Here is a 25436-nt window from a genome sequence, read left to right on the forward strand (position 1 = left end):
TAAACGCAGGTGAACGCGAAAAAACGACTGCTCTCAGGTTTTTTAATCATCTGTATCGCCGGGGTGGTGTGGGCTTTGCCCCCCGGTTTTCTCTCCCTTGATACCCTGAAACGCTATCACACGATGCTGGCGGCCTGGCAGCAACAGTCGCCATTCCTGAGCGCCGGTCTCTATTTTCTGGTCTATACGCTGGTGGCGGCCTTATCGATTCCCGGCGCTGCGCTGCTGACGCTGCTCGGCGGCGCGCTATTCGGACTCTGGCAAGGAACGCTGCTGGTCTCCTTCGCGTCAACCCTCGGCGCTACGCTCGCCATGCTGGCCAGCCGCTACCTGCTGCGGGAGTGGATCTCCCGCCGGTTCGCACGCCAGATGCAAACCGTAAATCATGGTATGGCGCGCGACGGCGCCTTTTATCTGTTTGCGCTACGCGTAATGCCGCTGTTTCCCTTTGTTCTCGTTAATTTACTCGCCGGGTTGACGTCAATCCGCGTACGTCAATACTGGTGGATCAGTCAGGCGGGCATGTTTCCGGCAACGGTGATTTATCTCAACGCCGGACGCCAGCTCAGCCAGTTGACATCAATACGCGACATCATTTCCCCCGGTATGCTGGCGGCCTTTGCCCTGCTGGGGCTGTTACCACTGGCCTCCCGTTGGCTGGTTAAGCGTTTTTTACGATCCTAATTTCAGGAGCGATCATGCGTCGTACTCTATTACTGGCGGGTCTGCTGTTGACGGGCCATGTGCAAGCCGTCGAAAACTGGCAGGCGGTGAAAGATGAAGCCAAAGGCCAGACCGTCTGGTTTAACGCCTGGGGCGGCGACAATGCCGTTAATCAGTATCTCGACTGGGTCAGCGGCGAGATGAAAACGCATTACGCCATTAACCTCAGGATTGTCCGGCTTGCGGATGCCGCCGATGCCGTGAAACGCATTCAGACTGAGTCCGCCGCCGGGCGTAAAACCGATGGTTCCGTCGATCTGCTGTGGGTAAATGGCGAAAACTTCCGCACGCTGAAAGAAGCCGGACTGCTGCAAACCCACTGGGCGGAAACGCTGCCAAACTGGCGCTATGTCGATACGCGCAAACCGGTACGCGAGGATTTTTCCATGCCGACGCAAGGGGCGGAGTCACCCTGGGGCGGCGCGCAGTTAACCTTCATTGCTAACCGGGATATTACGCCGCAGCCGCCGCAAAGCCCGCAGGCGCTACTCGCTTTTGCGAAAGCCCATCCCGGTACTGTCACCTACCCACGGCCGCCGGATTTTACCGGGACGGCGTTTCTGGAACAGCTGTTACTGGCGTTAACCCCTCAACCGGATGCGCTCAAGGTCGCGCCGGATGACGCGACGTTCAATTCCGTCACCGCGCCGCTATGGGCATATCTTGATGCGCTGCATCCCAGCCTGTGGCGGAAGGGAAAAGACTTCCCTCCCTCTCCCGCCCGGATGGACGCGCTGCTGCAAGCCGGTTCGCTGCGCCTGTCTCTGACGTTTAATCCCGCTCATGCGCAGCAAAAGATCGCCAGCGGCGAACTGCCCAAAACCAGCTACAGTTTCGGTTTTTCACAAGGCATGATTGGCAACGTGCATTTTGTCACGATCCCGGCGAACGCCCGCGCCAGCGCAGGCGCAAAGGTGGTTGCCAATTTCCTGCTTTCCCCCGATGCGCAGTTGCGCAAAGCCGATCCGGCGTTCTGGGGCGATCCTTCCGTGCTTGACCCGCATAAGCTGCCCGCCGGGCAGCGGGAAGCGTTACGGTCGCGCATTCCTGACGGGTTGCCGCCTACGCTGGCGGAACCGCATTCCGCATGGGTGAACGCGCTGGAACAGGCATGGCTACGCCGCTACGGTACGCAGTAACCCTGCTGGTCTGGGGCGTGATGGCGGTCATCTGGTTGCCGCTGGTTCCTGCCGCATTCACGCTTATCACGCCCGCGTTCTCCGCTACGCACTGGCTGGCGCTGTTTAGCGATCCACAGCTTCCGCAGGCGCTGCGGGCAACGCTGGTCTCCGTCACCCTGGCGGCAACCGGCGCGCTGGCTATTGCGCTGACGATCGTCGTCGCGTTGTGGCCTGGCGCAAAATGGGCGCGTCTTTGCGCCCGCCTCCCCTGGCTACTGGCCATTCCTCATGTGGCCTTTGCCGCCAGCGCCCTGCTGCTTTTTGCCGAAGGCGGGATGCTTTATCGCCTTTTCCCCTCGCTCACGCCGCAGATGGATCGCTATGGCATCGGGCTTGGGCTCACGCTGGCCGTCAAAGAGAGCGCCTTTCTGCTCTGGGTCCTGTCGGCATTATTAAGTGAAAAACAGCTTTCGCAGCAGGTCATCGTGCTGGATACCCTGGGCTACAGCCGTCTGCAATGCCTGAGCTGGCTGCTGTTACCCGCCGTTGCGCCAGGATTAGGCGCGGTGATGCTGGCGATTGTCGCCTGGTCATTATCGGCAGTGGATGTCGCGATGATTCTGGGGCCGGGCAATCCACCTACGCTGGCAGTGTTAAGCTGGCAATGGCTGAGCCAGGGCGACGCCGACCAACAGGCCAAAGGCGCTCTCGCCAGTTTACTGCTCGTGGCGTTGCTTATGCTTTTTGCTCTGTTCGGCTATCTCATCTGGCGGGGATGGCAACGTACCCTTCCTGCCATCAACGGTCTTCGCCGCCAGCGCTTATCAGGCAGAAGCGGAAAAACGTTGGCGCTAACGCTGCCGTTAAGCGGCATACTATGCGTGGCGCTGCTGGCTTGTATGGCTGAACCCGCGTCGGTGAACCGCGAAGCGCTGGTGAACAGCCTGCAAATGGGGCTGGCGTCCGCCGTGCTGGGGTTGATGACGCTGTTCTTATGGCTGGAATGGGGGCCGCAAACCGGGCACCGCTGGGTCTGGCTGCCAATATTGCTGCCTGCGCTGCCGTTGGTCGCCGGGCAATACACCCTGGCGCTGCTCACCGGGCAAGACGGCCAGTACGCTACCGTTATCTGGGGGCACCTGCTATGGGTTATCCCGTGGATGTTATTCGTCCTCAAACCCGCCTGGCAGCGCATTGACCCACGGCTGGTGCTGATCGCGCAAACGCTGGGCTGGACGCGGGTTCGTATCTTCTGGCGCATCAAGTGCCCACTTTTACTGCGCCCCGCATTGTTTGCCTTCGCGGTAGGCTTTTCCGTCAGCATCGCCCAATATATGCCGACACTCTGGCTGGGCGCCGGACGCTATCCTACGCTCACCACAGAAGCCGTGGCGCTCAGCAGCGGCGGCAGTACCACAATTCTTGCGTCGCAGGCGCTATGGCAACTGCTGTTACCCCTGCTGGTTTTCGTGCTGACGGCGCTATGTTCACGCGTCATTGGCCACTATCGTCAAGGACTCCGCTAATGCTCATCGTTCAACATCTCACGCTGCGCCTGGGCAATCATCGCTTATTGAATCAGGTCGCCTTTCAGGTCAAAAAAGGTGACATTGTCACGTTAATGGGGCCTTCCGGTAGCGGAAAGTCTTCGCTGTTTTCGTGGATGGTCGGCGTACTGCCGTCTCAGTTTCAGGCCTCCGGCGAGCTTTGGCTCAACGAACGACGCATCGATACGCTCCCCACCGCGCAACGTCAAATCGGTATTTTGTTTCAGGATGCCCTGCTGTTTGACCATTTCAGCGTCGGGCAGAACCTACTGCTGGCGCTGCCTGCCGCAATAAAAGGGGCGGCCAGACAAACGGAAGTGCGGCATGCTCTTGAGCGCGCCGGGCTGGACGGGTTCAGCCGCCGCGATCCGGCGTCATTGTCCGGCGGCCAGCGCGCCAGGGTGGCCCTGCTTCGCGCGCTGCTGGCGCAACCGCAGGCATTACTGCTGGATGAGCCGTTCAGCCGACTGGACGCCGGGCGCCGCGACACCTTCCGCCGGTGGGTCTTTGCCGAAGTACGGCAACAAAATATTCCGGTGGTACAGGTGACGCACGATATCCAGGATGTCCCTCCCGGCGGCACGGTGCTCCAGATGGAGGCGTGGGCGTGAATATGCCGACAAACTGCGTTAACGCAAAGTTTTTCCCTGCCAGCCAGCAGAGAATGGCGCCCTCTTATTTTAACGTCGGGCTATTCGATGAAACGTGTTTCTCAAATAACCGCGCTGGCACTGGCTTCAGGACTCGCCTGCGCTTCCTCCTGGGCTGCTGATATGGCGCAGTCGCTTACCTTCAGCCAGCTACAGCAAAAACAGGGCGCCGCAATTGATACGCGCCAGAGCGCTTTCTACAACGGCTGGCCGCAAACCCTTAATGGCCCTTCCGGTCACGAACCTTCCGCACTGAATCTGTCAGCCTCCTGGCTCGATAAAATGAGCGACGAGCAGCTCGCCGCCTGGCTGCAACGGCATCAGCTCAGGAAAGACGCCCCGCTGGCGCTGTATGGCAATGACAGTGGCGTACAGGCGGTGAAATCACGTTTACAGAAGACAGGCTTCAGCCAGATTGCTACGCTGAGCGATGCGCTGACCGATCCTTCCCGACTGCAAAAGCTCCCTCACTTCGAGCAATTAGCATACCCACAGTGGTTGCATGCCCTTCAACAAAACCAGCCGGTTACGGCTAAACCAGCGGGAGACTGGAAGGTGATTGAAGCAGGCTGGGGCGCGCCGAAATATTATCTACTCAGCCACATTCCCGGCGCCGGATACATCGACACCAATGAGGTGGAAAGCGAACCGCTGTGGAATAAAGTCTCTGACGCGCAGTTGAAAGCGATGCTGGCGAAACACGGTATTCGCCATGACACGACGGTTATTCTGTATGGCCGCGACGTATACGCTGCGGCGCGCGTTGCGCAGATTATGCTCTATGCGGGCGTGAAGGACGTTCGTCTGCTCGACGGCGGCTGGCAAACCTGGTCCGATGCGGGCCTGCCGGTTGAACGCGGCATGCCCGCTGACGTGAAGCCGGAACCCGACTTTGGCGTGGCGATCCCAGCGCAGCCGCAGTTAATGCTGGATATGGAACAGGCCCGCGCCCTGCTGCACCGTCAAGACGCATCGCTGGTCAGTATCCGTTCCTGGCCGGAATTTATCGGCACCACCAGCGGATACAGCTATATCAAGCCAAAAGGCGAAATTGCCGGCGCGCGTTGGGGACATGCGGGCAGCGACTCCACGCATATGGAGGATTTCCATAACCCGGACGGCACCATGCGCAGCGCAGAGGATATCGCCGCCATGTGGAAGCAGTGGGATATCCTGCCGGATCAGCACGTTGCCTTCTATTGCGGCACCGGCTGGCGCGCCTCCGAAACGTTTATGTACGCGCGGGCGATGGGCTGGAAAAACGTCGCCGTGTATGACGGCGGTTGGTACGAATGGAGCAGCGATCCGAAAAATCCGGTGTCCACCGGCGAGCGCGGCCCGGACAGCAGTAAGTAGTCGTAATGCGCCTGATGGCGCTGCGCTTATCAGGCCTACGGGAAAGCGCCGTGCCATACTGATGCCTGATGGCGCTACGCTTATCAGGCCTACAGGGAGGATCTTTTTCCAGGCCGGATAACCTTCAGCGTCAGGTAGCCACTCCAGACCCTTGTCAGGGTGGTCATCCAGCAAAACGCGCCAAATACCCACGCCAGAACGGGAAAATAGCGCGGAAACAGGCAGCTCAGAACAAAAAGCAATATTGTCTCGGCGCCTTCGGTCAACCCGCCCAGATAGTAAAACGATTTGTGCGCATAGCCCGGATTATCAATCTGATGCTTCGCCGCCAGCGCCGCAAACGCCAGAAAACTGCTGCCCGTACCGATAAACGCAAACAGCAGCCAGCCCCCTGCCAGCGCGTTTTGTTCCGGTGCGGCCAGAATAAAGCCAAACGGAACCAGCGCGTAAAACAGAAAGTCGAGGGTGATATCAAGAAATCCCCCCGCATCGGTTAACCCTCTGCGCCGCGCCAGCGCGCCATCCAGCCCGTCGAACAGGCGATTCAGCACAATGGCCGCCAGCGCGGCCAGATACCAGCCCAGCGCCAGAAACGGCAGCGCCAGCACACCAATGGCAAATCCGAACAGCGTCAGGCCGTCCGGGGTGATCGCCGGTTTATCGAGATACGCAGCACCGCGGTGCAGGAGCGGTTTAACCCGTGGGTGCAGATGCCGATCAAACATGTGGCGCCCCTTTCAATGCGTCACACAGCCCTTGCGAAGGAATATCCAGCGCGGCATTAAAACGCGCCGACAGGTTCTGAAAGGCGATCAGCGCCGTCATTTCGGTAATCGCGTCGTCAGTAAAATAGCGTTTCATCATCGCCTTGAGCGCCTCATCAACCTGCGGCGGCGTGGCGGTCACGGCCTCGGCATAAGCCAGTGCGACACGCTCCTCCTCGCTGAATAGCGTGGACGATTGCCACCCGGCAACGGCCTGTACTTTATCCAGCGCCCCACACCGTTCGGCCAGACGTAAACTGTTGGCATCCACACAGAAGGCGCAATGGCACACCTGCGAAACGCGCGTCATCAACAACGCGCGCATCACCGGCGTTACCCGCGCGCGCTTACGTTCCAGAAACCCGACAAACAGCGCCACCAGCCAGAACAGAAACGGCATTCGCCCCCACCAGCGCGTGGGGTGCAGAACGTCGCCGTAATGTTTTTTCTGCGTAGCGACGAGAGGTTTCAGACTGGAAGGGATATGGGTCAATGGGCTAACCCAGGGTTGTGGATCGTTCAACGCTTGCTCCTGAAGACTTTAGGTCACGCAAAGATAAGGATAGTATGTCACTTTCCGTTGTTGAATCTTGATGAATATGATGAAAACCATTGATGTCGTCGCCGCAATCATTGAGCGTGACGACAAAATATTGCTGGCTCAACGCCCGGAACACGCCGATCAGCCGGGTATGTGGGAGTTTGCCGGAGGCAAAGTGGAGTCCAGTGAGACGCAACCTCAGGCGTTGATTCGCGAACTGCGTGAAGAGTTGGGTATTGAAGCGGTTGTCGGGCGCTATATCGCCAGCCATCAGCGCGAAGTCTCTGGCCGGCTGATCCATCTGCACGCCTGGCACGTCCCGGCGTTTACCGGCGCCGTCACCGCGCATTATCACCAGAACATGATCTGGTGTTCGCCAAAAGAGGCGCTGCGTTACCCGCTTGCGCCTGCGGACATTCCGCTGTTAGAGGCGTTTATGGCTTTACGCGACGCCAGACCAACGGATTCGTACTGAGCGTTTTTTCGTCGCGCTGGCATTGCAGCAGCACGCCTTCGGCTTTAATCACCGCCCCTTCCGAATAGTTTTGATCCTGGTAGACGCAGCACTGATTGCAGGGCTGCGCACGCTGCCCGCTGGAGCTGAACACTTCGGGCGGGACGTTAACCTCCACATCCGGGCGATAATGCTGATTCGCCAGCGCGGCAAAAGAGACCATCGCCGCTGCTGCCGCGATAAATAAACGATGCATAGCGTTTCCTTGTTATGAAGCCTACCTTCAGTATAACGGTCGTAAGCGACTGAAACTTTAGCCACTCCATCCATCGCTTTTTATTATGACGCGCGCGCCGTTATTAATTTCCCTGGCACGCCATTTTTTTTTCTTGCTTACCGTCACACAGCTGGTGGTATAGTCAAAAACTGCATAAACACGAAACACAACATTATAAATATAACCATATCAATACATAAGAGGTTCTTATATCTATGGATCAGACATGTTCTCTGGAGTCGTTTCTAAACCATGTTCAACAGCGTGACCCCAATCAGACCGAGTTCGCGCAGGCCGTTCGTGAAGTAATGACCACGCTGTGGCCTTTCCTTGAGCAAAATCCTCGTTATCGTCAGATGTCATTGCTGGAACGTTTGGTTGAGCCAGAACGCGTGATCCAGTTCCGCGTGGTGTGGGTGGACGATCGTAACCAGGTGCAGGTTAACCGTGCCTGGCGCGTACAGTTTAATTCCGCCATCGGCCCGTATAAGGGCGGGATGCGTTTTCATCCTTCCGTTAACCTCTCAATACTGAAATTCCTCGGCTTCGAGCAGACGTTTAAAAATGCGCTGACCACGCTGCCGATGGGCGGCGGTAAAGGCGGCAGCGATTTCGATCCTAAAGGCAAGAGCGAAGGCGAAGTGATGCGTTTCTGTCAGGCGCTGATGACAGAACTCTATCGCCATTTAGGGCCAGACACTGACGTACCTGCTGGCGATATCGGCGTGGGCGGACGTGAAGTGGGCTTTATGGCCGGCATGATGCGTAAGCTCTCCAACAACAGCGCCTGCGTGTTCACCGGGAAAGGCCTCTCGTTTGGCGGTAGCCTGATTCGCCCGGAAGCCACCGGTTATGGCCTGGTGTACTTTACCGAAGCGATGCTCAAACGCCACGGTCTGGGTTTTGAGGGTATGCGTGTGGCGGTGTCCGGTTCCGGCAACGTGGCGCAGTACGCTATCGAGAAAGCAATGGCGTTCGGCGCTCGTGTGGTGACGGCTTCGGACTCCAGCGGCACCGTCGTTGATGAGAGCGGCTTCACCGAAGAAAAACTGGCGCGCCTGTGCGAAATCAAAGCCAGCCGTGACGGTCGCGTGGCGGATTACGCCCGCGAGTTTGGCCTGCCCTATATGGAAGGCAAACAGCCGTGGTCAGTGCCGGTTGATATCGCCCTGCCGTGCGCAACGCAGAACGAACTCGACGTGGACGCCGCGCGCGTGCTAATCGCCAACGGCGTGAAAGCAGTGGCGGAAGGCGCCAATATGCCAACCACCATTGAAGCCACCGATCTGTTCCTCGAAGCTGGCGTGCTGTTCGCGCCGGGTAAAGCGGCCAACGCTGGCGGCGTGGCGACCTCCGGTCTGGAGATGGCGCAGAACGCCGCGCGAATGAGCTGGAAAGCCGAGAAAGTGGATGCGCGTCTGCACCACATCATGCTGGATATTCATCATGCCTGCGTGGAATACGGCGGCGAAAACAAACATACCAACTATGTTCGCGGGGCGAACATCGCAGGCTTCGTCAAAGTGGCCGACGCGATGCTGGCGCAGGGTGTGATTTGATTTTCCGTGGCATGCAGGCCTGATAAGCGTTGTAGGCCTGATAAGCGCAGCGCCATCAGGCATTGCCGGATGGCGGCGTAAGTGCCTTATCCGGCCTGTGCGTTATACGCTCGCCTCTTCTGACGGCGGGCTTTTTTTCGCCGCTCGCTTACGGGGCGCGCTCTTTTTCTTCTCGCCGCCACCGCCTGGCGCGACAATGCCCCGGAACTGACGTACCGGCGTGCGTTTAGCCTGATCGATCAACTGAAAAAGCGTGCCGACCAGCGGCTGCATAAAATCCTGATAGCGGCACTGCTTTTCACTGATTTGCGTCAGGACAGACTCCCAGTGCGCCGTCATATCCGGTCGGGCAGCCATCTCCGGTAACGAGTGAATCAGGGCTTTCCCGGCATCCGTTGAATGAATGTAACGCCCTTTCTTGGTCAGGAATCCGCGCCTGAATAGCAGTTCGATAATGCCCGCGCGCGTCGCTTCGGTTCCCAGTCCGTCAGTCGCTCGCAGGATCTTTTTCAGATCTTTATCCTGCACGAAACGGGCAATCCCGGTCATGGCGGACAGCAGCGTAGCATCGGTAAAATGGCGTGGCGGCTGGGTCTGACGCTCAACGACCTCGCCCTTTTCGCACAGCAGTTCGTCGTCTTTCGCCACCACCGGTAACGGCGTACCGTCGTTCTCTTCGTCACGCTCTTTATTGCCCAACAGCGTTCGCCATCCGGCCTCCGCCAGAAAACGCGCTTTGGCGACGAATTTCCCCTTCGCAATCTCCAGTTCAATGACGCATTTGCGAAATACCGCGTCCGGGCAGAATTGCATCAGGTACTGGCGTGCGATCAGGTTGTACACCTTCGCTTCATTGTCGCTGAGGAAAATTGATGAACTGCGCGCAGTCGGGATGATCGCGTGGTGAGCGTCAACTTTTTTATCATCCCAGCAGCGGTTTCGCGTGTCCGGGTCAACCACCGGCTGCGGCAACAAATCCGCGGCATGTACGCCAATGGCGTTCATCACCGCATGGCGTCCGGCAAAATGTTCTTCCGGCAGATAGCGGCAGTCGGAACGCGGATAGGTAATTAATTTGTGGGTTTCGTACAACTTCTGGCAGATATCAAGCACGTTCTGCGCACTCAGGCCAAAGCGTTTTGCCGCTTCAATCTGCAACGCAGACAGCGAAAACGGCAACGGGGCAGATTCTGATTCCCGTTTATCGTTATAGCTGGTGACGATCGCGGGCTGACCGTTAATACGATTCACCACATGCTCCGCCAGCGGACGATGCAGCAAACGCCCCTCTTCATCCTGATACGGTTCGCACGCTTCACTGGGTTGCCAGATGGCGGTAAACCGCTCCTCAGCTGGCGTGACGATATGCGCTTTCACTTCAAAGAAATCTTTGGCGACGAAGTTCTCGATCTCTTCATCGCGGCGAACCACCAGCCCGAGAACCGGTGTCTGAACACGCCCTACCGAGAGCACGCCCTGGTAGCCCGCGTTGCGCCCGAGAAGGGTATACGCGCGGGTCATGTTAATGCCGTACAGCCAGTCGGCGCGTGCACGCGCCAGCGCGGAGACGCACAGCGGCACAAATTCGCTGTTGGCGCGCAGCCGGGAAATCGCACGCTCCACCGCCTGCGGGTTAAGATCGTTGATCAGGCAACGCTGCACCTGCTGGCGTTTTTCCGGGGACAGTTGCAGATAATCCAGCACCTCGTCCACCAGCAGTTGCCCTTCGCGATCCGGGTCTCCCGCGTGAATCACTTCGCTTGCGTCATGTAAAAAGCGCTTAATGACATTGAGCTGCTTCATCACGGAAGGACGCGGCTGGAGCTGCCACTTTTCCGGCACAATCGGCAGATCGGCCAGATTCCAGCGCGCATAACGACCGTCATACGCGTCCGGCTGCGCCTGTTCAAGCAGATGGCCGATGCACCAGGTGACCACCTGTCCATTCCCGCATTCGATAAAGCCGTCGCCTTTGCGGTGCGGCTTTGGCAGCACATCCGCAATGGCGCGGCCCAGACTCGGCTTTTCGGCAATAAACAACCGCATCGAATTAACGGATCTCTACCATGGCGCGACCGCCACGGGCGTCAACCAGTTCACCAATCGCCGTCAGTTCAATACCAAACTCCGCCGCGGTGACTTTCACTTCCTCTACCGCTTCCGGCGTCACCGCCAGCAGCAGACCGCCAGACGTTTGCGGATCGCACAGCAGGTCACGCACCTCGCGCGGCATGTCGCCCATCAGATGGCCGTAGCTGGCGAAATTACGTTCCGTCCCCCCCGGCACTGCGCCAAGTTTAATGTACTCTTCGACGCCCGGCAGTTTTGGAATGTCCTGATAGCAGATCCGCGCCTGCACGCCTGCGCCCTGGCACATTTCGCTAAGGTGCCCCAGCAGACCAAAACCGGTCACGTCGGTCATTGCTTTCACGCCGTCGATATGGGCAAATGACGCCCCCGCAATGTTCATCCGGCACATCACTTCTGTCGCCAGCCCCTGATGTTCCGGCTTGAGCAGTGATTTTTTCTCGGCGGTGGTCAACACGCCAATGCCCAGCGGCTTGGTGAGGAACAGTTTGCATCCGGCCTGCGCGGTGCTGTTTTTCTTCACGCGCTCGGTCGGCACCACGCCGGTGACAGCCAGACCGAAGATGGGTTCAGGCGCGTCGATAGAGTGCCCGCCCGCCAGCGCAATACCCGCCTGACGACAGGCAAAACGCCCGCCTTCGGTGACTTCCCGGGCAATTTCCGGCGACAGTTTGTTGATGGGCCAGCCCAGAATGGCGATCGCCATAATCGGTTTGCCGCCCATCGCGAAGATATCGCTGATGGCGTTGGTCGCCGCAATACGGCCAAAATCAAACGGATTATCGACAATCGGCATAAAGAAGTCGGTGGTGCTGATGATACTGGTGCCATTACCCAGGTCGTATACCGCCGCGTCATCGCGGGTTTCATTGCCCACAAGCAGGTTCGGGTCGACAAACTTCGCCTGCTCGCTGTGCAGGATGGTTTCCAACACTTTAGGGGAAATTTTACAACCGCAACCGGCTCCGTGGCTGTATTGCGTTAAACGAATAGCGTGCTCGCTCATGGACATCTCCTGTCATTGCAATCGGGCTATGGTAGCGCTCATTCCATGACGTGGTAAGAGAGAGTGTCTGAATTCCGGCGTCTTTGCTCATAATCCAGACAGTTTTGCCGAATAATCGGCAGGCGCTCACCGAAAAAGCCGCCTGCCGGGGCTATGACGCTTAGAAATACGTCACGAAAGGCGTCGGGTCCGGTACGCTGATGGTCGTTGACGCTTTCAGCTGCGGCGTGCCCAGATAGAGGAAGCCCACAATTTTATCCTGTGCGCGACAGCCGAACGCCTCGCGAACCACCGGGCTTTCGGTTAACGCGCCGCTGCGCCAGATGCCGTTGAAGCCTTGCGCAATCGCCGCCATCTGCATCGCCATAACCGCACATCCTGCTGACATCTCCTGCTCCCACAGCGGCACTTTGTGGTTCTCCTCGCATTTCGCCACCACCGTGATGATCAGCGGCGCGCGAAATGGCGCGGTGCGCGCTTTCTCTATCGCTTTCTCATCGCCTTCCGCCGCAATGGCGCCCTGCTCCAGAACAGCGCTGAAGCGCTCACGCCCCTCACCTTCAATCACAAAAAAACGCCAGGGTTGCAGGGATTTGTGATCGGGTACGCGCATGCCCGCGCGCAGAATATTTTGTAACTGTTCACCCGCAGGCGCGGGTTCGGCCAGACGAGAGGCGCTACGACGGTTTACAAGTAATTCGAGTGCGTCCATTTGGTTAACTCCAGCAATGATATTTATTCACAAAATTAACACGAGAGGGGATTTAGTTACAGCACAGGCAGTGATTCCTGCTGACAAGTGCCTGCCTGGTCATTACGATACCCACATCTTATACGCTTTCTCTCTGAGTATGACGGAGATAGCGGAATGTTAATCTGGTAGGGAGAATACATGCGAACCCTGTGGCGATTTATTGCCGGATTTTTTAAGTGGACATGGCGACTGCTGAATTTCGTCCGGGAACTGGTGCTCAACCTGTTCTTCATCTTTCTGGTTCTGGTGGGCGTCGGTATCTGGATGCAGCTTAGTGATGGCAACACCAGCCAACAAACTGCACGCGGCGCGCTGCTGTTGGATATTTCCGGCGTGATCGTCGATAAACCGTCCAGCACCAACCGCCTGGGCGTCATTGGCCGACAGCTGTTTGGCGCCAGCTCTGACCGCCTGCAAGAAAACTCACTGTTTGATATCGTCAACACCATTCGTCAGGCGAAAGACGATCGCAATATCACCGGCATCGTGATGGATCTGAAAAACTTCGCGGGCGCCGATCAGCCTTCCATGCAGTACATCGGGAAAGCGCTGCGCGAATTTCGCGATAGCGGCAAGCCGGTCTTTGCCGTAGGCGACAGCTACAGTCAGGGGCAATATTACCTGGCGAGCTTCGCCAATAAAATCTGGCTTTCTCCGCAGGGTACGGTCGATCTGCACGGCTTCGCAACCAACGGCCTGTATTACAAATCCTTGCTGGATAAGCTGAAAGTCTCCACGCACGTCTTCCGCGTCGGCACTTATAAATCCGCCGTGGAACCGTTTATCCGCGATGATATGTCGCCTGCCGCGCGCGAAGCGGACAGCCGCTGGATTGGCGAGCTGTGGCAAAACTACCTGAACACCGTTGCGGCGAACCGTCAGATCCCCGCGCAGCAGGTCTTCCCTGGCGCGCAGGCTATGCTCGACGGGCTGAGCAAAGTGGATGGCGATACCGCGAAATACGCGCTCGACAACAAACTGGTGGATGCGCTGGCGTCTAACGCCGAAGTGGAAAAAGCGCTGACCAAACAGTTTGGCTGGAGCAAAGCAGAAAACAACTATCGGGCCATCAGCTATTACGATTATTCGCTGAAAACGCCTGCCGATACCGGCGACGGTATTGGCGTTGTGTTCGCCAATGGCGCGATTATGGACGGTGAAGAAACACCGGGTAACGTCGGCGGCGACACGACAGCGTCGCAAATCCGCGATGCGCGCCTGGACCCGAAAGTGAAAGCGATTGTGCTGCGCGTAAACAGCCCCGGCGGCAGCGTCAGCGCCTCTGAAGTCATTCGCGCCGAACTGGCCGCTGCGAAAGCCGCAGGCAAGCCGGTTGTGGTGTCGATGGGCGGAATGGCGGCATCCGGCGGTTACTGGATCTCCACCCCGGCAAGCTACATTGTGGCGAACCCGAGCACCCTGACAGGCTCAATCGGCATTTTTGGCGTTATCAACACCGTTGAGAACAGCCTGGATTCGATCGGCGTGCATACCGATGGCGTTGCCACCTCGCCGCTGGCGGACGTTTCTGTCACCAAATCGCTGCCGCCTGAAGTGCAGCAGATGATGCAGCTCAGCATTGAGAATGGCTACAAACGCTTTATCACGCTGGTTGCCGATGCGCGTAAGAGCCCCCCGGCGCAGATTGATAAAATCGCGCAGGGGCATGTCTGGACCGGCCAGGATGCAAAAGCGAATGGTCTGGTAGACAGTCTGGGTGACTTTGACGACGCCATCGCCAAAGCCGCAGAGCTGGCTAAACTGAAGCAATGGCATCTTGAGTATTATCAGGATGAACCGACATTCTTCGACAGAATCATGGACAGCATGTCCGGCTCCGTGCGCGCGATGCTGCCGGAAGCCATTCAGGCGATGCTCCCGGCGCCGCTGGCGACAGCCGCCAGCGCGGTAAAAGCAGAGAGTGATAAGCTGGCTGCCTTTAACGATCCGCAAAACCGTTATGCGTTCTGCCTGACCTGCGCGAACGTGCGCTAAATTGCCATTGCCGGATGGCGATGCTATCGCGTCTTATCCGGCCTACGAGTTTCGCGTAATTTGTAGGCCGGATAAGGCGCAACCGCCTCCGGCAATATAAGAGACTTCACTTCGTAAGAACATTGCCATGCAGAAGAAATCGATTTACGTTGCCTATACCGGCGGTACGATTGGTATGCAGCGCTCGGAACAGGGTTACATTCCGGTATCAGGTCATCTCCAGCGCCAGCTGGCGCTGATGCCCGAATTTCACCGCCCGGAAATGCCGGACTTCACCATTCATGAATATGCCCCGCTGATGGACTCATCCGATATGACGCCGGAAGACTGGCAGCATATCGCAGAAGACATCAAAGCGCGTTACGCCGACTATGACGGCTTTGTCATCCTCCACGGCACGGACACGATGGCGTTCACCGCCTCGGCGCTCTCCTTCATGCTGGAGAATCTGGGTAAGCCGGTAATTGTGACAGGGTCACAAATCCCGCTGGCGGAGCTGCGCTCCGATGGGCAGATTAATCTGCTGAATGCCCTGTATGTCGCCGCGAATTACCCCATCAATGAGGTCACCCTCTTTTTCAATAATCGGCTGTTTCGCGGCAACCGCACGACAAAAGCGCATGCCGATGGCTTTGACGCGTTCGCCTCCCCCAACCTTCAGCCGCTGCTGGAAGCCGGAATTCATATCCGTCGCTTAAGTACGCCGCCCGCGCCGCACGGCGAAGGCGAGCTGATTGTTCACCCAATCACGCCGCAGCCTATTGGCGTCGTCACCATTTATCCGGGAATTTCTGCCGAAGTGGTGCGTAACTTCCTGCGTCAGCCGGTAAAAGCGCTGATCCTACGTTCTTACGGCGTCGGCAACGCGCCGCAGAACAAAGAGTTCCTCAAAGAACTGGAAGATGCGAGTTCACGCGGTATCGTAGTGGTTAACCTGACGCAATGCATGTCTGGCAAGGTGAATATGGGTGGGTATGCCACCGGCAACGCGCTGGCGCATGCGGGCGTGATCGGCGGCGCGGATATGACCGTTGAAGCAACGCTGACTAAGCTGCACTACTTATTAAGCCAGAATCTGGATACACAGACCATTCGTACCGCGATGACGCAAAATCTGCGCGGTGAACTGACGCCAGACGAATAAGGAGCTTTTCATGACGACCCGGGCCTTACTGCTGGTTGATTTGCAGAATGATTTTTGCGCCGGCGGCGCACTGGCCGTCCCTGAAGGCGACAGCACCGTGGACGTAGCAAACCGTCTTATCACCTGGTGTAAAGCGCGCGGCGACGCGGTGATCGCCAGCCAGGACTGGCATCCTGCCGGACACGGCAGTTTCGCCAGCCAGCATCAGGCGCAGCCCTACAGCCAGGGACAGCTGGACGGTTTAGCGCAAACTTTCTGGCCCGATCACTGCGTACAAAATAGCGACGGCGCGTCCTTGCATCCCCTGCTCAGGCAGAACGCCATCGACGCGGTTTTCCATAAAGGCGAGAATCCGCAGGTGGACAGCTACAGCGCCTTTTTCGATAACGGACGCCGCCAGAAAACCGCCCTGGACGCCTGGCTTCGGGAGAACGGCGTACAGACGCTGATCGTGATGGGGCTGGCGACCGATTACTGCGTGAAGTTTTCCGTGCTGGATGCGCTGCAACTGGGTTATACGGTGAATGTGATTACCGATGGCTGCCGTGGTGTGAATATTCAACCGCAGGACAGCGCGCATGCTTTTATGGAGATGGCGGCCGCCGGCGCCACGCTGTATACGCTGGCTGACTGGGAAGAGACGCAGGGTTAGGTGCTCTTACTGCCTGATGACGCTTCGCTTATCAGGCCTACTGGTCATCGCTTTGTAGGCCTGATAAGCGAAGCGCCATCAGGCTACCAACAAAAAAGCTACATTACAGTTTCAGCGTCGCAATCGATTTTGGCGCAATACCAAAATCCTCTTTCAACTGCTGCTTACTTTTCATCACCATCTGACCGTTGGTATCAATGGTCATATGCTGCGCGTCGGTATTGTGCCGCGCCTGCCAGAGCATCACCAGTTGCATGCTGTTCTCTTTTTGCTCCGGCGTCAGCGCAACGCCGTCCGGCCATTTTCCCAGCTCAACGGCGGTAGATAAGCGCTGATAAACTTCCGGCGTCATGCTGTCGATCATCTCATCAAGATTCATGATAAGTCCGCTCCTGTGGAATAATTTGCTGAATCGTTTTTTCAGCCCTTAGTTTGTTCGCCGTTTTCATCATCGGTGAAGCTTAATGAGGCCGAATTGACGCAATAACGCTCACCCGTCGGCTGTGGGCCATCCGAAAAGACATGTCCCAGGTGCGCATCACAGTTGCCGCAGCGAATTTCTATACGCTGCATCCCGTGGGAAAAGTCCTTAATGTAACGGATAGATTCTTCACTGACCGGCTCGTAAAAGCTCGGCCAGCCGCAGCCGGAATCATACTTGGTTTGGGAATGAAACAGCGGCGCGTCGCAGACCAGACAGTGGTAGACGCCATCACGCTTATTATGCAGCAAACGCCCGGTAAATGGCGGTTCTGTACCGTGGTTCTGCGTCACGTAGAATTGCATTTCGGACAACTTTTTTTTCAGATCTTCCGCAGAGGGTTGATTAGCCATTTGCTCACATCTCGCTTTAGCCATACTCACATTGCGTGACCGATTCTAACAAAACATTAACACCCCGGTGTGAACTTTTGTTCTAAACTTGATCCTTGCGAAATGGCAGCTTATGAATCGTGATCGGAATCACGTTTTTATCTCAGTTGCCCTTTAAAATTCGGGGCGCCGCCCCCATGTGGTTTCAAGCCGAAAGGAAGAGTGAGGCGAGTCAGCCGTGCAAAGCTTGTACAGAGGATTGATTTGTCGCAATGATTGACACGATTCCGCTTGACGCTGCGTAAGGTTTTTGTAATTTTACAGGCAACCTTTTATTCACTAACAAATAGCTGGTGGAATATATGACTATCAAAGTAGGTATCAACGGTTTTGGCCGTATCGGTCGCATTGTTTTCCGTGCTGCTCAGAAACGTTCTGACATTGAGATTGTTGCAATCAACGATCTGTTAGACGCTGAATACATGGCTTACATGCTGAAATATGACTCCACTCACGGTCGTTTCGATGGCACCGTTGAAGTGAAAGACGGTCATCTGATCGTTAACGGTAAAAAAATCCGTGTTACCGCTGAACGTGATCCGGCTAACCTGAAATGGGACGAAGTTGGTGTTGACGTAGTTGCTGAAGCTACTGGTATCTTCCTGACTGACGAAACCGCACGTAAGCACATCACTGCTGGCGCGAAAAAAGTGGTTCTGACGGGCCCGTCCAAAGACAACACTCCGATGTTTGTTAAAGGCGCTAACTTTGACAAATACGAAGGCCAGGACATCGTTTCCAACGCATCCTGCACCACCAACTGCCTGGCGCCGCTGGCTAAAGTTATCAACGATAACTTCGGCATCATCGAAGGTCTGATGACCACCGTTCACGCGACCACCGCTACTCAGAAAACCGTTGACGGCCCGTCTCACAAAGACTGGCGCGGCGGCCGTGGCGCGGCTCAGAACATCATCCCGTCCTCTACCGGTGCTGCTAAAGCGGTAGGTAAAGTGCTGCCGGAACTGAACGGCAAACTGACTGGTATGGCGTTCCGCGTTCCGACTCCGAACGTATCCGTTGTTGACCTGACCGTTCGTCTGGAAAAAGCGGCTTCTTACGAAGACATTAAGAAAGCGATCAAAGCTGCTTCCGAAGGCCCGATGAAAGGCGTTCTGGGTTACACCGAAGATGACGTAGTCTCTACCGATTTCAACGGCGAAGTGTGCACTTCCGTGTTCGATGCTAAAGCAGGTATCGCGCTGAACGACAACTTCGTGAAACTGGTCTCCTGGTACGACAACGAAACCGGCTACTCCAACAAAGTTCTGGATCTGATTGCTCACATCTCCAAATAAGTTGAGATGAGAAATTGATCCCAAAAGGCGACCTCCGGTCGCCTTTTTTTATGGCTAAGAGTTTTCAACTCCAAGGATTGCATCATGATTAACACAATTTTCGCTCTCCCGGTCATCGAACAAATTACCCCTGTCCTCTCCCGCCGCCAGCTCGACGAGCTTGACGTGATCGTCGTCGATCACCCGCAAGTTAAGGCGTCTTTTGCACTCCAGGGCGCACATTTGCTCTCCTGGAAACCAGCAGGCGCCGAAGAAGTGCTGTGGCTGAGCAACAACACACCGTTTAAAACAGGCGTTGCGCTGCGTGGCGGCGTACCGATCTGCTGGCCGTGGTTTGGCCCCTCTGCGCAGCAGGGTCTGCCGTCTCACGGCTTTGCCCGTAACCTGCCGTGGGCGCTGAAAGCCCACAACGAAGACGACAACGGCGCGGTACTGACATTTGAACTACAGAGCAGTGAGGCGACTCGCCAGTACTGGCCGCACGATTTCACCCTGCTTGCGCGCTTCAAAGTGGGTAAAACCTGTGAGATCGAACTGGAGGCCCACGGCGAATTCGAAACCACGTCTGCCCTGCACACCTACTTTAACGTCGGCGATATCGCCGCAGTTAAGGTCAGCGGCCTTGGCGACCGTTTCATTGATAAAGTGAACGACGCCAAAGAAGATGTGCTGGCAGACGGCGTCCAGACGTTCCCGGATCGTACTGACCGCGTTTACCTGAACCCGGAAGCCTGTAGCGTCATCCACGATGACGCGCTGAACCGCAACATTGACGTCATCCACCATCACAACATTAACGTTGTGGGATGGAACCCTGGCCCGGCACTCGCCGCCAGCATGGGCGACATGCCGGATGATGGCTACAAAACCTTTGTCTGTGTGGAAACGGCTTATGCCACAGCGCCGCAAAAAGCCAGCGAAGAAAAACCGTCTCGCCTGGTGCAAACAATTCGCGTCGCAAAACGTTAAGGCTTGACTGATGCCGGATGACGATGCTGACGCATCTTATCCGGCCTGCAACCTGTCGGCACCGCCGTCTGCGTACATCTCTGCGCTGGCATTCTCACCCATGTACCACGTCCTGTCATCGCATCCTCCCCATCAATGCACCACCGCAAAGCAAAACAGAGCGCAAGCGCCCTGTTTTGATGCACGAATTGCACTGTAAAAATGCACAATCAGAACTTATAGGTGATCCCGGTTGAGATCAGGCCGGTCCAGGATTTATCAACCATCGGGCTGTCGGTCACTTCATCCGACAAACGGGTATAACGCGCTGTACCGTAAACGCTCCAGTCCCCGAGGAAGTTGTAGTTAGCGCTGATTTCCAGGTACGGGTTCCAGCCGCTTTCTGGATCGTAGCTACGCAGGCCGCTGCGCGAGGACTCTTTGCGCGAAACGCCATAGTAGTATTCGTTCTGGTTTTCGCTGTTCCACTGCACGCCAATACCCGGCGTCAGCGTCAGCGCGCCATTGGTATAGCGGTACAACCAGGCCAGATCCCACACGATGCCGTTGCTGTTATCCAGCGTATCGCCCGCCAGCGTGGTGCGCAGGAAACCGTATTCGGTATTGTGGATGTAAGACAGGCCCGCCATCATGGTGCTCTTACGCTTGTCGAGTTCGCGCAGTCGGCGATCGTCGCTGTCGCCCGGCTTAAAGTACAGCGGAGACCAGTACGCGGTAATCGACAATTTATCCGCTTTGTCGTTCCACAGGTAGTATCCGCCGCCCAGCCCCCGGAACCAGAAGTTATCACTTTCATAGTTGATAACCGGCACCGGATACACATCAGCATCGTAATCTTTGTAAGGATGTTCAACCACACCAACGCCAGCGCCCAGCGTCAAGTCGTTTTCAGCTTGCGCTACGCCAGCTGATGTGGCGATAAGCACGCCAAATGCCAGAAGTTTGAGTTTGGTCACAATCCATATTCCTTATTCAAATGTTTAGCGCCAAAAGTGTAACTGCCAATACGTTTCAACCCAACTATTTTACTTATTCGTTTCACTCTCTGTAACCGGTTAATTTCTCAATAGTGGATGACAGTTTGCTTGCAGTCGGATGAACGCGGGATGACTTTCATCTCTTTTCTTTACATAACCATGCACTTTTAGCGGATGAGTTATTGATATGCCATTGAAATTCATTTATGCGCACAGGCAAGTTTTGCAAATGCCATCTACGCTTAATTTTAAGAAGGTGTATCACCGGGCACGTTGATCTCTTGCTCTGCGTTGTGGCATGAGAGTTGCTGTTTATCAGTAGAGACGTCGTTCAGTTACCTCTTCCGGGAGCCTCTACTATTCATATGAACGGCTCTTACCATGTGCTAAAAAACGAAAGGACGGCATACCATGAATATATTCGATCACTATCGCCAGCGCTATGAAGCTGCCAAGGACGAAGAGTTCACACTGCAGGAGTTTCTTACCACTTGTCGGCAAGATCGCAGTGCTTATGCCAACGCGGCAGAGCGGCTACTGATGGCTATTGGTGAGCCTGTCATGGTCGATACTGCCCAGGAACCTCGACTTTCTCGACTCTTTTCGAACCGGGTCATCGCTCGCTATCCCGCATTCGAAGAGTTTTACGGCATGGAAGACGCGATTGAACAGATTGTCTCTTATCTGAAACACGCGGCTCAGGGGCTGGAAGAGAAGAAACAGATCCTGTATCTGTTGGGGCCTGTAGGGGGCGGTAAATCGTCGCTGGCCGAGCGACTGAAATCTTTGATGCAGCATGTGCCTATTTATGTTCTGAGCGCCAACGGTGAGCGTAGTCCGGTAAACGATCACCCGTTATGCCTGTTTAATCCGCAGGAGGACGCGCAGATTCTGGAAAAAGAGTACGGCATTCCGCGCCGCTATCTCGGCACTATTATGTCGCCGTGGGCCGCAAAACGTCTGCATGAGTTCGGCGGGGATATTACCAAATTCCGCGTCATCAAAGTCTGGCCGTCCATTCTGGAACAGATTGCTATCGCCAAAACAGAACCCGGCGATGAAAACAACCAGGATATTTCCGCGCTGGTCGGCAAGGTGGATATTCGTAAACTCGAACACCACGCGCAAAACGACCCGGATGCCTATGGCTATTCCGGCGCGCTGTGCCGCGCTAATCAGGGGATCATGGAGTTCGTCGAGATGTTTAAAGCACCGATTAAAGTGCTGCATCCTCTGCTGACCGCCACTCAGGAAGGTAACTACAACGGGACGGAAGGTATCTCCGCCCTGCCGTTTAACGGCATTATTCTTGCCCACTCGAACGAATCCGAATGGGTGACTTTCCGCAACAACAAAAATAACGAAGCCTTCCTCGACCGTGTTTACATCGTGAAGGTACCGTATTGCTTACGCATTTCCGAAGAGATCAAAATCTACGAGAAGCTGCTGAATCACAGTGAGCTGACTCATGCGCCATGCGCGCCGGGTACGCTGGAAACCCTGTCGCGCTTCTCGATTCTTTCTCGTCTGAAAGAGCCGGAAAACTCGAGCATCTACTCGAAAATGCGCGTCTATGATGGCGAAAGCCTGAAAGATACCGACCCGAAAGCGAAGTCCTATCAGGAATACCGGGACTACGCCGGCGTCGATGAAGGGATGAACGGTCTGTCCACGCGTTTCGCGTTTAAGATCCTCTCCCGCGTGTTTAACTTTGACCATGCCGAAGTGGCCGCCAACCCGGTGCATCTGTTCTACGTACTGGAGCAGCAGATCGAGCGCGAACAGTTCCCGCAGGAGCTGGCTGAGCGCTATCTGGAGTTCCTGAAGGGTTATCTGATCCCGAAATACGCCGAGTTTATTGGCAAAGAGATCCAGACCGCCTATCTGGAATCCTATTCCGAGTACGGACAGAACATTTTTGATCGTTATGTCACCTATGCGGATTTCTGGATTCAGGATCAGGAATACCGTGACCCGGATACCGGCCAGCTCTTTGACCGCGAGTCACTGAACGCTGAACTGGAGAAAATCGAAAAACCGGCGGGCATCAGCAACCCGAAAGATTTCCGTAATGAGATCGTCAACTTCGTTCTGCGTGCCAGAGCGAATAACAGCGGTCGCAATCCAAACTGGACCAGTTACGAAAAACTGCGCACGGTTATTGAGAAGAAAATGTTCTCGAATACCGAGGAGCTGCTGCCGGTGATTTCGTTTAACGCGAAAACCTCAACCGACGAGCAGAAAAAACACGACGATTTTGTCGACCGCATGATGGAGAAAGGTTATACCCGTAAGCAGGTTCGCCTGCTGTGCGAATGGTATCTGCGCGTACGGAAATCGTCTTAACAGCATAAATGGCCCGGAAAATTTTATCCGTTTACCGGGCCAACAATTCTTTTGTACGCGAAATCATTCAAGAGGTATCAAGGCGGCAAATGAGTGAATCCCCAGGAGCGTACATAAGTACGTGACTGGGGTGAGCGAATACAGCCAACGCAGAGACAACTTGAAGGATGAAGCGTAAGTTGGCAAATGCAGTACGGGGGGCTTATGACCTGGTTTATTGACCGGCGTCTTAACGGTAAAAACAAGAGCATGGTGAACCGCCAGCGCTTCTTACGCCGTTATAAAGCGCAAATTAAACAGTCGATCTCCGAGGCCATTAATAAACGTTCGGTGACCGATGTAGAGAGCGGCGAGTCCGTCTCAATCCCGACAGATGACATCAGCGAACCGATGTTTCATCAGGGACGGGGCGGCTTGCGCCATCGCGTACACCCCGGCAACGATCATTTCGTACAGAACGATCGCATTGAGCGTCCACAAGGTGGCGGCGGTGGTTCCGGGAGTGGGCAAGGCCAGGCCAGTCAGGATGGTGAGGGTCAGGATGAATTCGTCTTTCAGATTTCCAAAGATGAGTATCTGGATCTGCTCTTTGAAGATTTAGCGCTGCCTAACCTGAAAAAAAATCAGCAACGGCAGCTTACTGAGTATAAAACCCACCGCGCGGGTTTTACCTCCAACGGCGTTCCGGCCAACATCAGCGTGGTGCGTTCCCTGCAAAACTCTCTGGCGCGCCGCACGGCGATGACTGCGGGTAAACGTCGGGAGCTGCGCGCGCTTGAGGACGACCTGGACATCATCACCAAAAGCGAACCCGCGCAGTTGCTGGAAGAGGAGCGGCTACGTAAAGAGATTGCCGAACTGCGGGCAAAAATCGACCGTGTCCCCTTTATCGACACCTTTGATTTACGCTACAAAAATTATGAAAAGCGCCCTGACCCTTCCAGCCAAGCCGTGATGTTCTGCCTGATGGACGTATCCGGCTCGATGGATCAGGCCACCAAAGATATGGCCAAACGTTTTTATATCCTGCTCTACCTGTTCCTCAGCCGAACCTATAAGAACGTTGAAGTGGTCTATATCCGCCACCATACGCAGGCAAAAGAGGTGGATGAGCATGAGTTCTTCTACTCCCAGGAAACCGGGGGCACTATCGTCTCCAGCGCCCTGAAATTGATGGATGAGGTAGTGAAAGATCGCTACGACCCGGCGCAGTGGAATATCTACGCGGCGCAGGCTTCGGATGGCGATAACTGGGCAGATGACTCTCCGCTGTGTCATGAGATTCTGGCGAAAAAACTGCTGCCGGTGGTGCGCTATTACAGCTATATCGAAATCACCCGCCGCGCCCACCAGACCTTATGGCGCGAATATGAGCATCTGCAATCGACCTTTGATAACTTTGCGATGCAGCATATCCGCGACCAGGATGATATCTATCCAGTCTTCCGTGAACTGTTCCAGAAACAAAGTACGACAAGTAAAGACTAGAAATCAGTCCGTCAGGTCAGTAAAAAGCCAGAACCGTGTTCTGGCTTTTCTTTATTTCCCCTTAACCGAACAGCAGGCAATGTAATTCAACTGATGGCGCTGTGATTTAAAGAAGCGAAACATCTTGATAAAACGGCTGCGATTGTCACGGATGCACAGCCCGTTATAAACAATTTTAAGCGCCCCTTTCAGCCCTTCATCGCGAATCAACCCTCGCGGAGACATCAGCGACATTTCACCGTTCTGCTGTAAAACCTGCTCAAACCCGGAATCCAGCAACAGATCGCGCCAGCCTTGTTTGGTCATCGGGCTTACATTCGATTTCACCACATGCTGAAGCTGGTTCTGCTCACCTTCCGCCAGCTTCTGGCTGGTCAGCATAATATCGTGCGTTAAGAGACGGCCACCCGGCTTCAGAACCCGATAATATTCACCGATCAGCTTTGCTTTCGCTTTGTCGGCATACATGGTGAGCATGGCCTCGTTAATCACGACATCAAAACTGTTATCGGCAAAGGGTAAGCTGTTGGCATTGGCGGCCATGACATGGATGTGATTTTCCAGCCCGTGCGCCGCAACATTGTTCCGCGCGTTTGCCAGCGCGTTTTTATCCATATCGATAGCGTAGACCGAACAACCAAAACGTTGCACCAACTCAATGGCGGTCGTCGCCATATTGCATGCCACTTCCAGCACCTGGCTGCCCGGCGTCAGCTGAGACTGGCTGAACAGCCACTCCGTCGCCTCAATGCCGCCCGGACGCAGACGGGTTTTGCCCAAGCTTGCTAAAAATGTATGGCCCGCTTTTTCATTCGCACTCATCGCGCACCTCCTTCCTGATAAGTTGCATTATA

At 55.7% G+C, this 25436-nt stretch carries 24 protein-coding genes; 14 read left to right on the top strand and 10 right to left on the bottom strand.

Annotation, left to right across the window (positions count from 1 at the left end):
• The first annotated feature begins 9 nt into the window (after positions 1–9).
• From OGX80_RS09140 to OGX80_RS09160, 5 genes are all read left to right on the top strand, one after another.
• Positions 10–684, top strand: coding sequence for a TVP38/TMEM64 family protein (locus OGX80_RS09140; protein WP_012132644.1), 675 nt, complete (start codon positions 10–12; stop codon positions 682–684).
• A 14-nt stretch (positions 685–698) separates the two neighbouring features.
• Positions 699–1862 carry an ABC transporter substrate-binding protein gene (locus tag OGX80_RS09145; RefSeq protein WP_071258198.1) on the top strand — a complete coding sequence of 388 codons (1164 nt, stop codon included), beginning with the start codon at positions 699–701 and terminating at the stop codon, positions 1860–1862.
• Positions 1835–3370, top strand: a complete 1536-nt coding sequence (locus OGX80_RS09150; RefSeq protein ID WP_115181698.1) for an ABC transporter permease family protein — start codon at positions 1835–1837, stop codon at positions 3368–3370. Before OGX80_RS09145 ends, OGX80_RS09150 begins: the two co-directional genes overlap by 28 nt.
• Positions 3370–4002 (top strand): ATP-binding cassette domain-containing protein, encoded by a 633-nt coding sequence (locus OGX80_RS09155; protein WP_115181699.1) that lies wholly within the window; start codon positions 3370–3372, stop codon positions 4000–4002. The genes OGX80_RS09150 and OGX80_RS09155 overlap by 1 nt, the downstream gene beginning before the upstream one ends.
• Positions 4003–4089: 87 nt before the next feature.
• Positions 4090–5397: a sulfurtransferase gene (locus OGX80_RS09160; RefSeq protein ID WP_115181700.1), complete on the top strand. Its 1308-nt coding sequence runs from the start codon at positions 4090–4092 to the stop codon at positions 5395–5397.
• 89 nt (positions 5398–5486) lie between these two features.
• Here OGX80_RS09160 and OGX80_RS09165 read toward each other — a convergent pair whose 3' ends face one another.
• Positions 5487–6122, bottom strand: coding sequence for a CDP-alcohol phosphatidyltransferase family protein (locus OGX80_RS09165; protein ID WP_115181701.1), 636 nt, complete (start codon positions 6120–6122; stop codon positions 5487–5489).
• Complete coding sequence (locus tag OGX80_RS09170; RefSeq protein WP_047457415.1) at positions 6115–6684, bottom strand: carboxymuconolactone decarboxylase family protein; 570 nt, start codon at positions 6682–6684, stop codon at positions 6115–6117. Before OGX80_RS09170 ends, OGX80_RS09165 begins: the two co-directional genes overlap by 8 nt.
• A 79-nt stretch (positions 6685–6763) precedes the next feature.
• Between OGX80_RS09170 and OGX80_RS09175 the strand changes: the two genes are divergently transcribed.
• Positions 6764–7177 carry a pyrimidine (deoxy)nucleoside triphosphate diphosphatase gene (locus OGX80_RS09175; protein ID WP_111925695.1) on the top strand — a complete coding sequence of 138 codons (414 nt, stop codon included), beginning with the start codon at positions 6764–6766 and terminating at the stop codon, positions 7175–7177.
• On the opposite strand, the gene OGX80_RS09180 is transcribed toward OGX80_RS09175, so the two are convergent.
• Positions 7137–7379: a YnjH family protein gene (locus OGX80_RS09180; protein ID WP_172773950.1), complete on the bottom strand. Its 243-nt coding sequence runs from the start codon at positions 7377–7379 to the stop codon at positions 7137–7139. The two genes, OGX80_RS09175 and OGX80_RS09180, sit on opposite strands and share 41 nt — an antisense overlap.
• A gap of 269 nt (positions 7380–7648) precedes the next feature.
• Between OGX80_RS09180 and gdhA the strand changes: the two genes are divergently transcribed.
• Positions 7649–8992 carry an NADP-specific glutamate dehydrogenase gene (gdhA, locus tag OGX80_RS09185; protein WP_012132655.1) on the top strand — a complete coding sequence of 448 codons (1344 nt, stop codon included), beginning with the start codon at positions 7649–7651 and terminating at the stop codon, positions 8990–8992.
• A gap of 102 nt (positions 8993–9094) precedes the next feature.
• Here the strand turns inward: gdhA and topB are convergent, their stop codons facing one another.
• The 3 genes from topB to OGX80_RS09200 all read right to left on the bottom strand — a co-directional run bounded on the left by topB (position 9095) and on the right by OGX80_RS09200 (position 12798).
• Positions 9095–11038 carry a DNA topoisomerase III gene (gene topB / locus OGX80_RS09190; RefSeq protein ID WP_115181702.1) on the bottom strand — a complete coding sequence of 648 codons (1944 nt, stop codon included), beginning with the start codon at positions 11036–11038 and terminating at the stop codon, positions 9095–9097.
• Between the two features lie 4 nt (positions 11039–11042).
• The gene (selD, locus tag OGX80_RS09195; protein ID WP_024130393.1) at positions 11043–12086 is read right to left on the bottom strand and encodes a selenide, water dikinase SelD; all 1044 of its coding nucleotides are present in this window, start codon (positions 12084–12086) and stop codon (positions 11043–11045) included.
• A gap of 160 nt (positions 12087–12246) precedes the next feature.
• Complete coding sequence (locus tag OGX80_RS09200) at positions 12247–12798, bottom strand: NAD(P)H nitroreductase (protein ID WP_012132658.1); 552 nt, start codon at positions 12796–12798, stop codon at positions 12247–12249.
• Positions 12799–12978: 180 nt separating this feature from the next.
• Here OGX80_RS09200 and sppA point away from each other — a divergent pair, with 180 nt between their 5' ends.
• The 3 genes from sppA (at position 12979) to pncA (ending at position 16631) form a co-directional block, all read left to right on the top strand.
• Entirely contained in the window at positions 12979–14835 is a 1857-nt protein-coding gene (sppA, locus tag OGX80_RS09205; RefSeq protein ID WP_115181703.1) for a signal peptide peptidase SppA, read from the top strand.
• 127 nt (positions 14836–14962) lie between these two features.
• Positions 14963–15979 (top strand): asparaginase, encoded by a 1017-nt coding sequence (gene ansA / locus OGX80_RS09210; protein WP_049008792.1) that lies wholly within the window; start codon positions 14963–14965, stop codon positions 15977–15979.
• Between the two features lie 10 nt (positions 15980–15989).
• A complete protein-coding gene (gene pncA / locus OGX80_RS09215) occupies positions 15990–16631 on the top strand; it encodes a bifunctional nicotinamidase/pyrazinamidase (protein WP_115181704.1) in 642 nt (213 codons plus the stop codon).
• Between the two features lie 103 nt (positions 16632–16734).
• On the opposite strand, the gene OGX80_RS09220 is transcribed toward pncA, so the two are convergent.
• Both OGX80_RS09220 and msrB read right to left on the bottom strand, forming a co-directional pair.
• Positions 16735–17010: a YeaC family protein gene (locus OGX80_RS09220; protein WP_012132664.1), complete on the bottom strand. Its 276-nt coding sequence runs from the start codon at positions 17008–17010 to the stop codon at positions 16735–16737.
• Between the two features lie 41 nt (positions 17011–17051).
• Positions 17052–17465, bottom strand: a complete 414-nt coding sequence (gene msrB, locus OGX80_RS09225) for a peptide-methionine (R)-S-oxide reductase MsrB (RefSeq protein WP_047457431.1) — start codon at positions 17463–17465, stop codon at positions 17052–17054.
• 341 nt (positions 17466–17806) lie between these two features.
• Here msrB and gapA point away from each other — a divergent pair, with 341 nt between their 5' ends.
• Together gapA and OGX80_RS09235 are read left to right on the top strand one after the other, a co-directional pair.
• Positions 17807–18802 (top strand): glyceraldehyde-3-phosphate dehydrogenase, encoded by a 996-nt coding sequence (gene gapA, locus OGX80_RS09230; RefSeq protein WP_012132666.1) that lies wholly within the window; start codon positions 17807–17809, stop codon positions 18800–18802.
• 84 nt (positions 18803–18886) lie between these two features.
• On the top strand, positions 18887–19771 hold the full coding sequence (locus OGX80_RS09235; protein ID WP_047457434.1) for a D-hexose-6-phosphate mutarotase: 885 nt from the start codon (positions 18887–18889) through the stop codon (positions 19769–19771).
• Between the two features lie 209 nt (positions 19772–19980).
• Here OGX80_RS09235 and OGX80_RS09240 read toward each other — a convergent pair whose 3' ends face one another.
• Positions 19981–20727, bottom strand: a complete 747-nt coding sequence (locus OGX80_RS09240) for a MipA/OmpV family protein (protein ID WP_012132670.1) — start codon at positions 20725–20727, stop codon at positions 19981–19983.
• A gap of 432 nt (positions 20728–21159) precedes the next feature.
• On the opposite strand from OGX80_RS09240, the gene yeaG reads away from it, so the two are divergent.
• Complete coding sequence (gene yeaG, locus OGX80_RS09245; protein ID WP_012132672.1) at positions 21160–23094, top strand: protein kinase YeaG; 1935 nt, start codon at positions 21160–21162, stop codon at positions 23092–23094.
• A gap of 204 nt (positions 23095–23298) precedes the next feature.
• A complete protein-coding gene (locus OGX80_RS09250) occupies positions 23299–24582 on the top strand; it encodes a YeaH/YhbH family protein (protein ID WP_058669020.1) in 1284 nt (427 codons plus the stop codon).
• 51 nt (positions 24583–24633) lie between these two features.
• On the opposite strand, the gene OGX80_RS09255 is transcribed toward OGX80_RS09250, so the two are convergent.
• A complete protein-coding gene (locus tag OGX80_RS09255; RefSeq protein ID WP_049008788.1) occupies positions 24634–25404 on the bottom strand; it encodes a class I SAM-dependent methyltransferase in 771 nt (256 codons plus the stop codon).
• Positions 25405–25436 lie beyond the last annotated feature (32 nt).

The sequence above is a fragment of the Citrobacter sp. CK194 genome (assembly GCF_030333395.1).
Classification (GTDB): domain Bacteria; phylum Pseudomonadota; class Gammaproteobacteria; order Enterobacterales; family Enterobacteriaceae; genus Citrobacter_B; species Citrobacter_B koseri.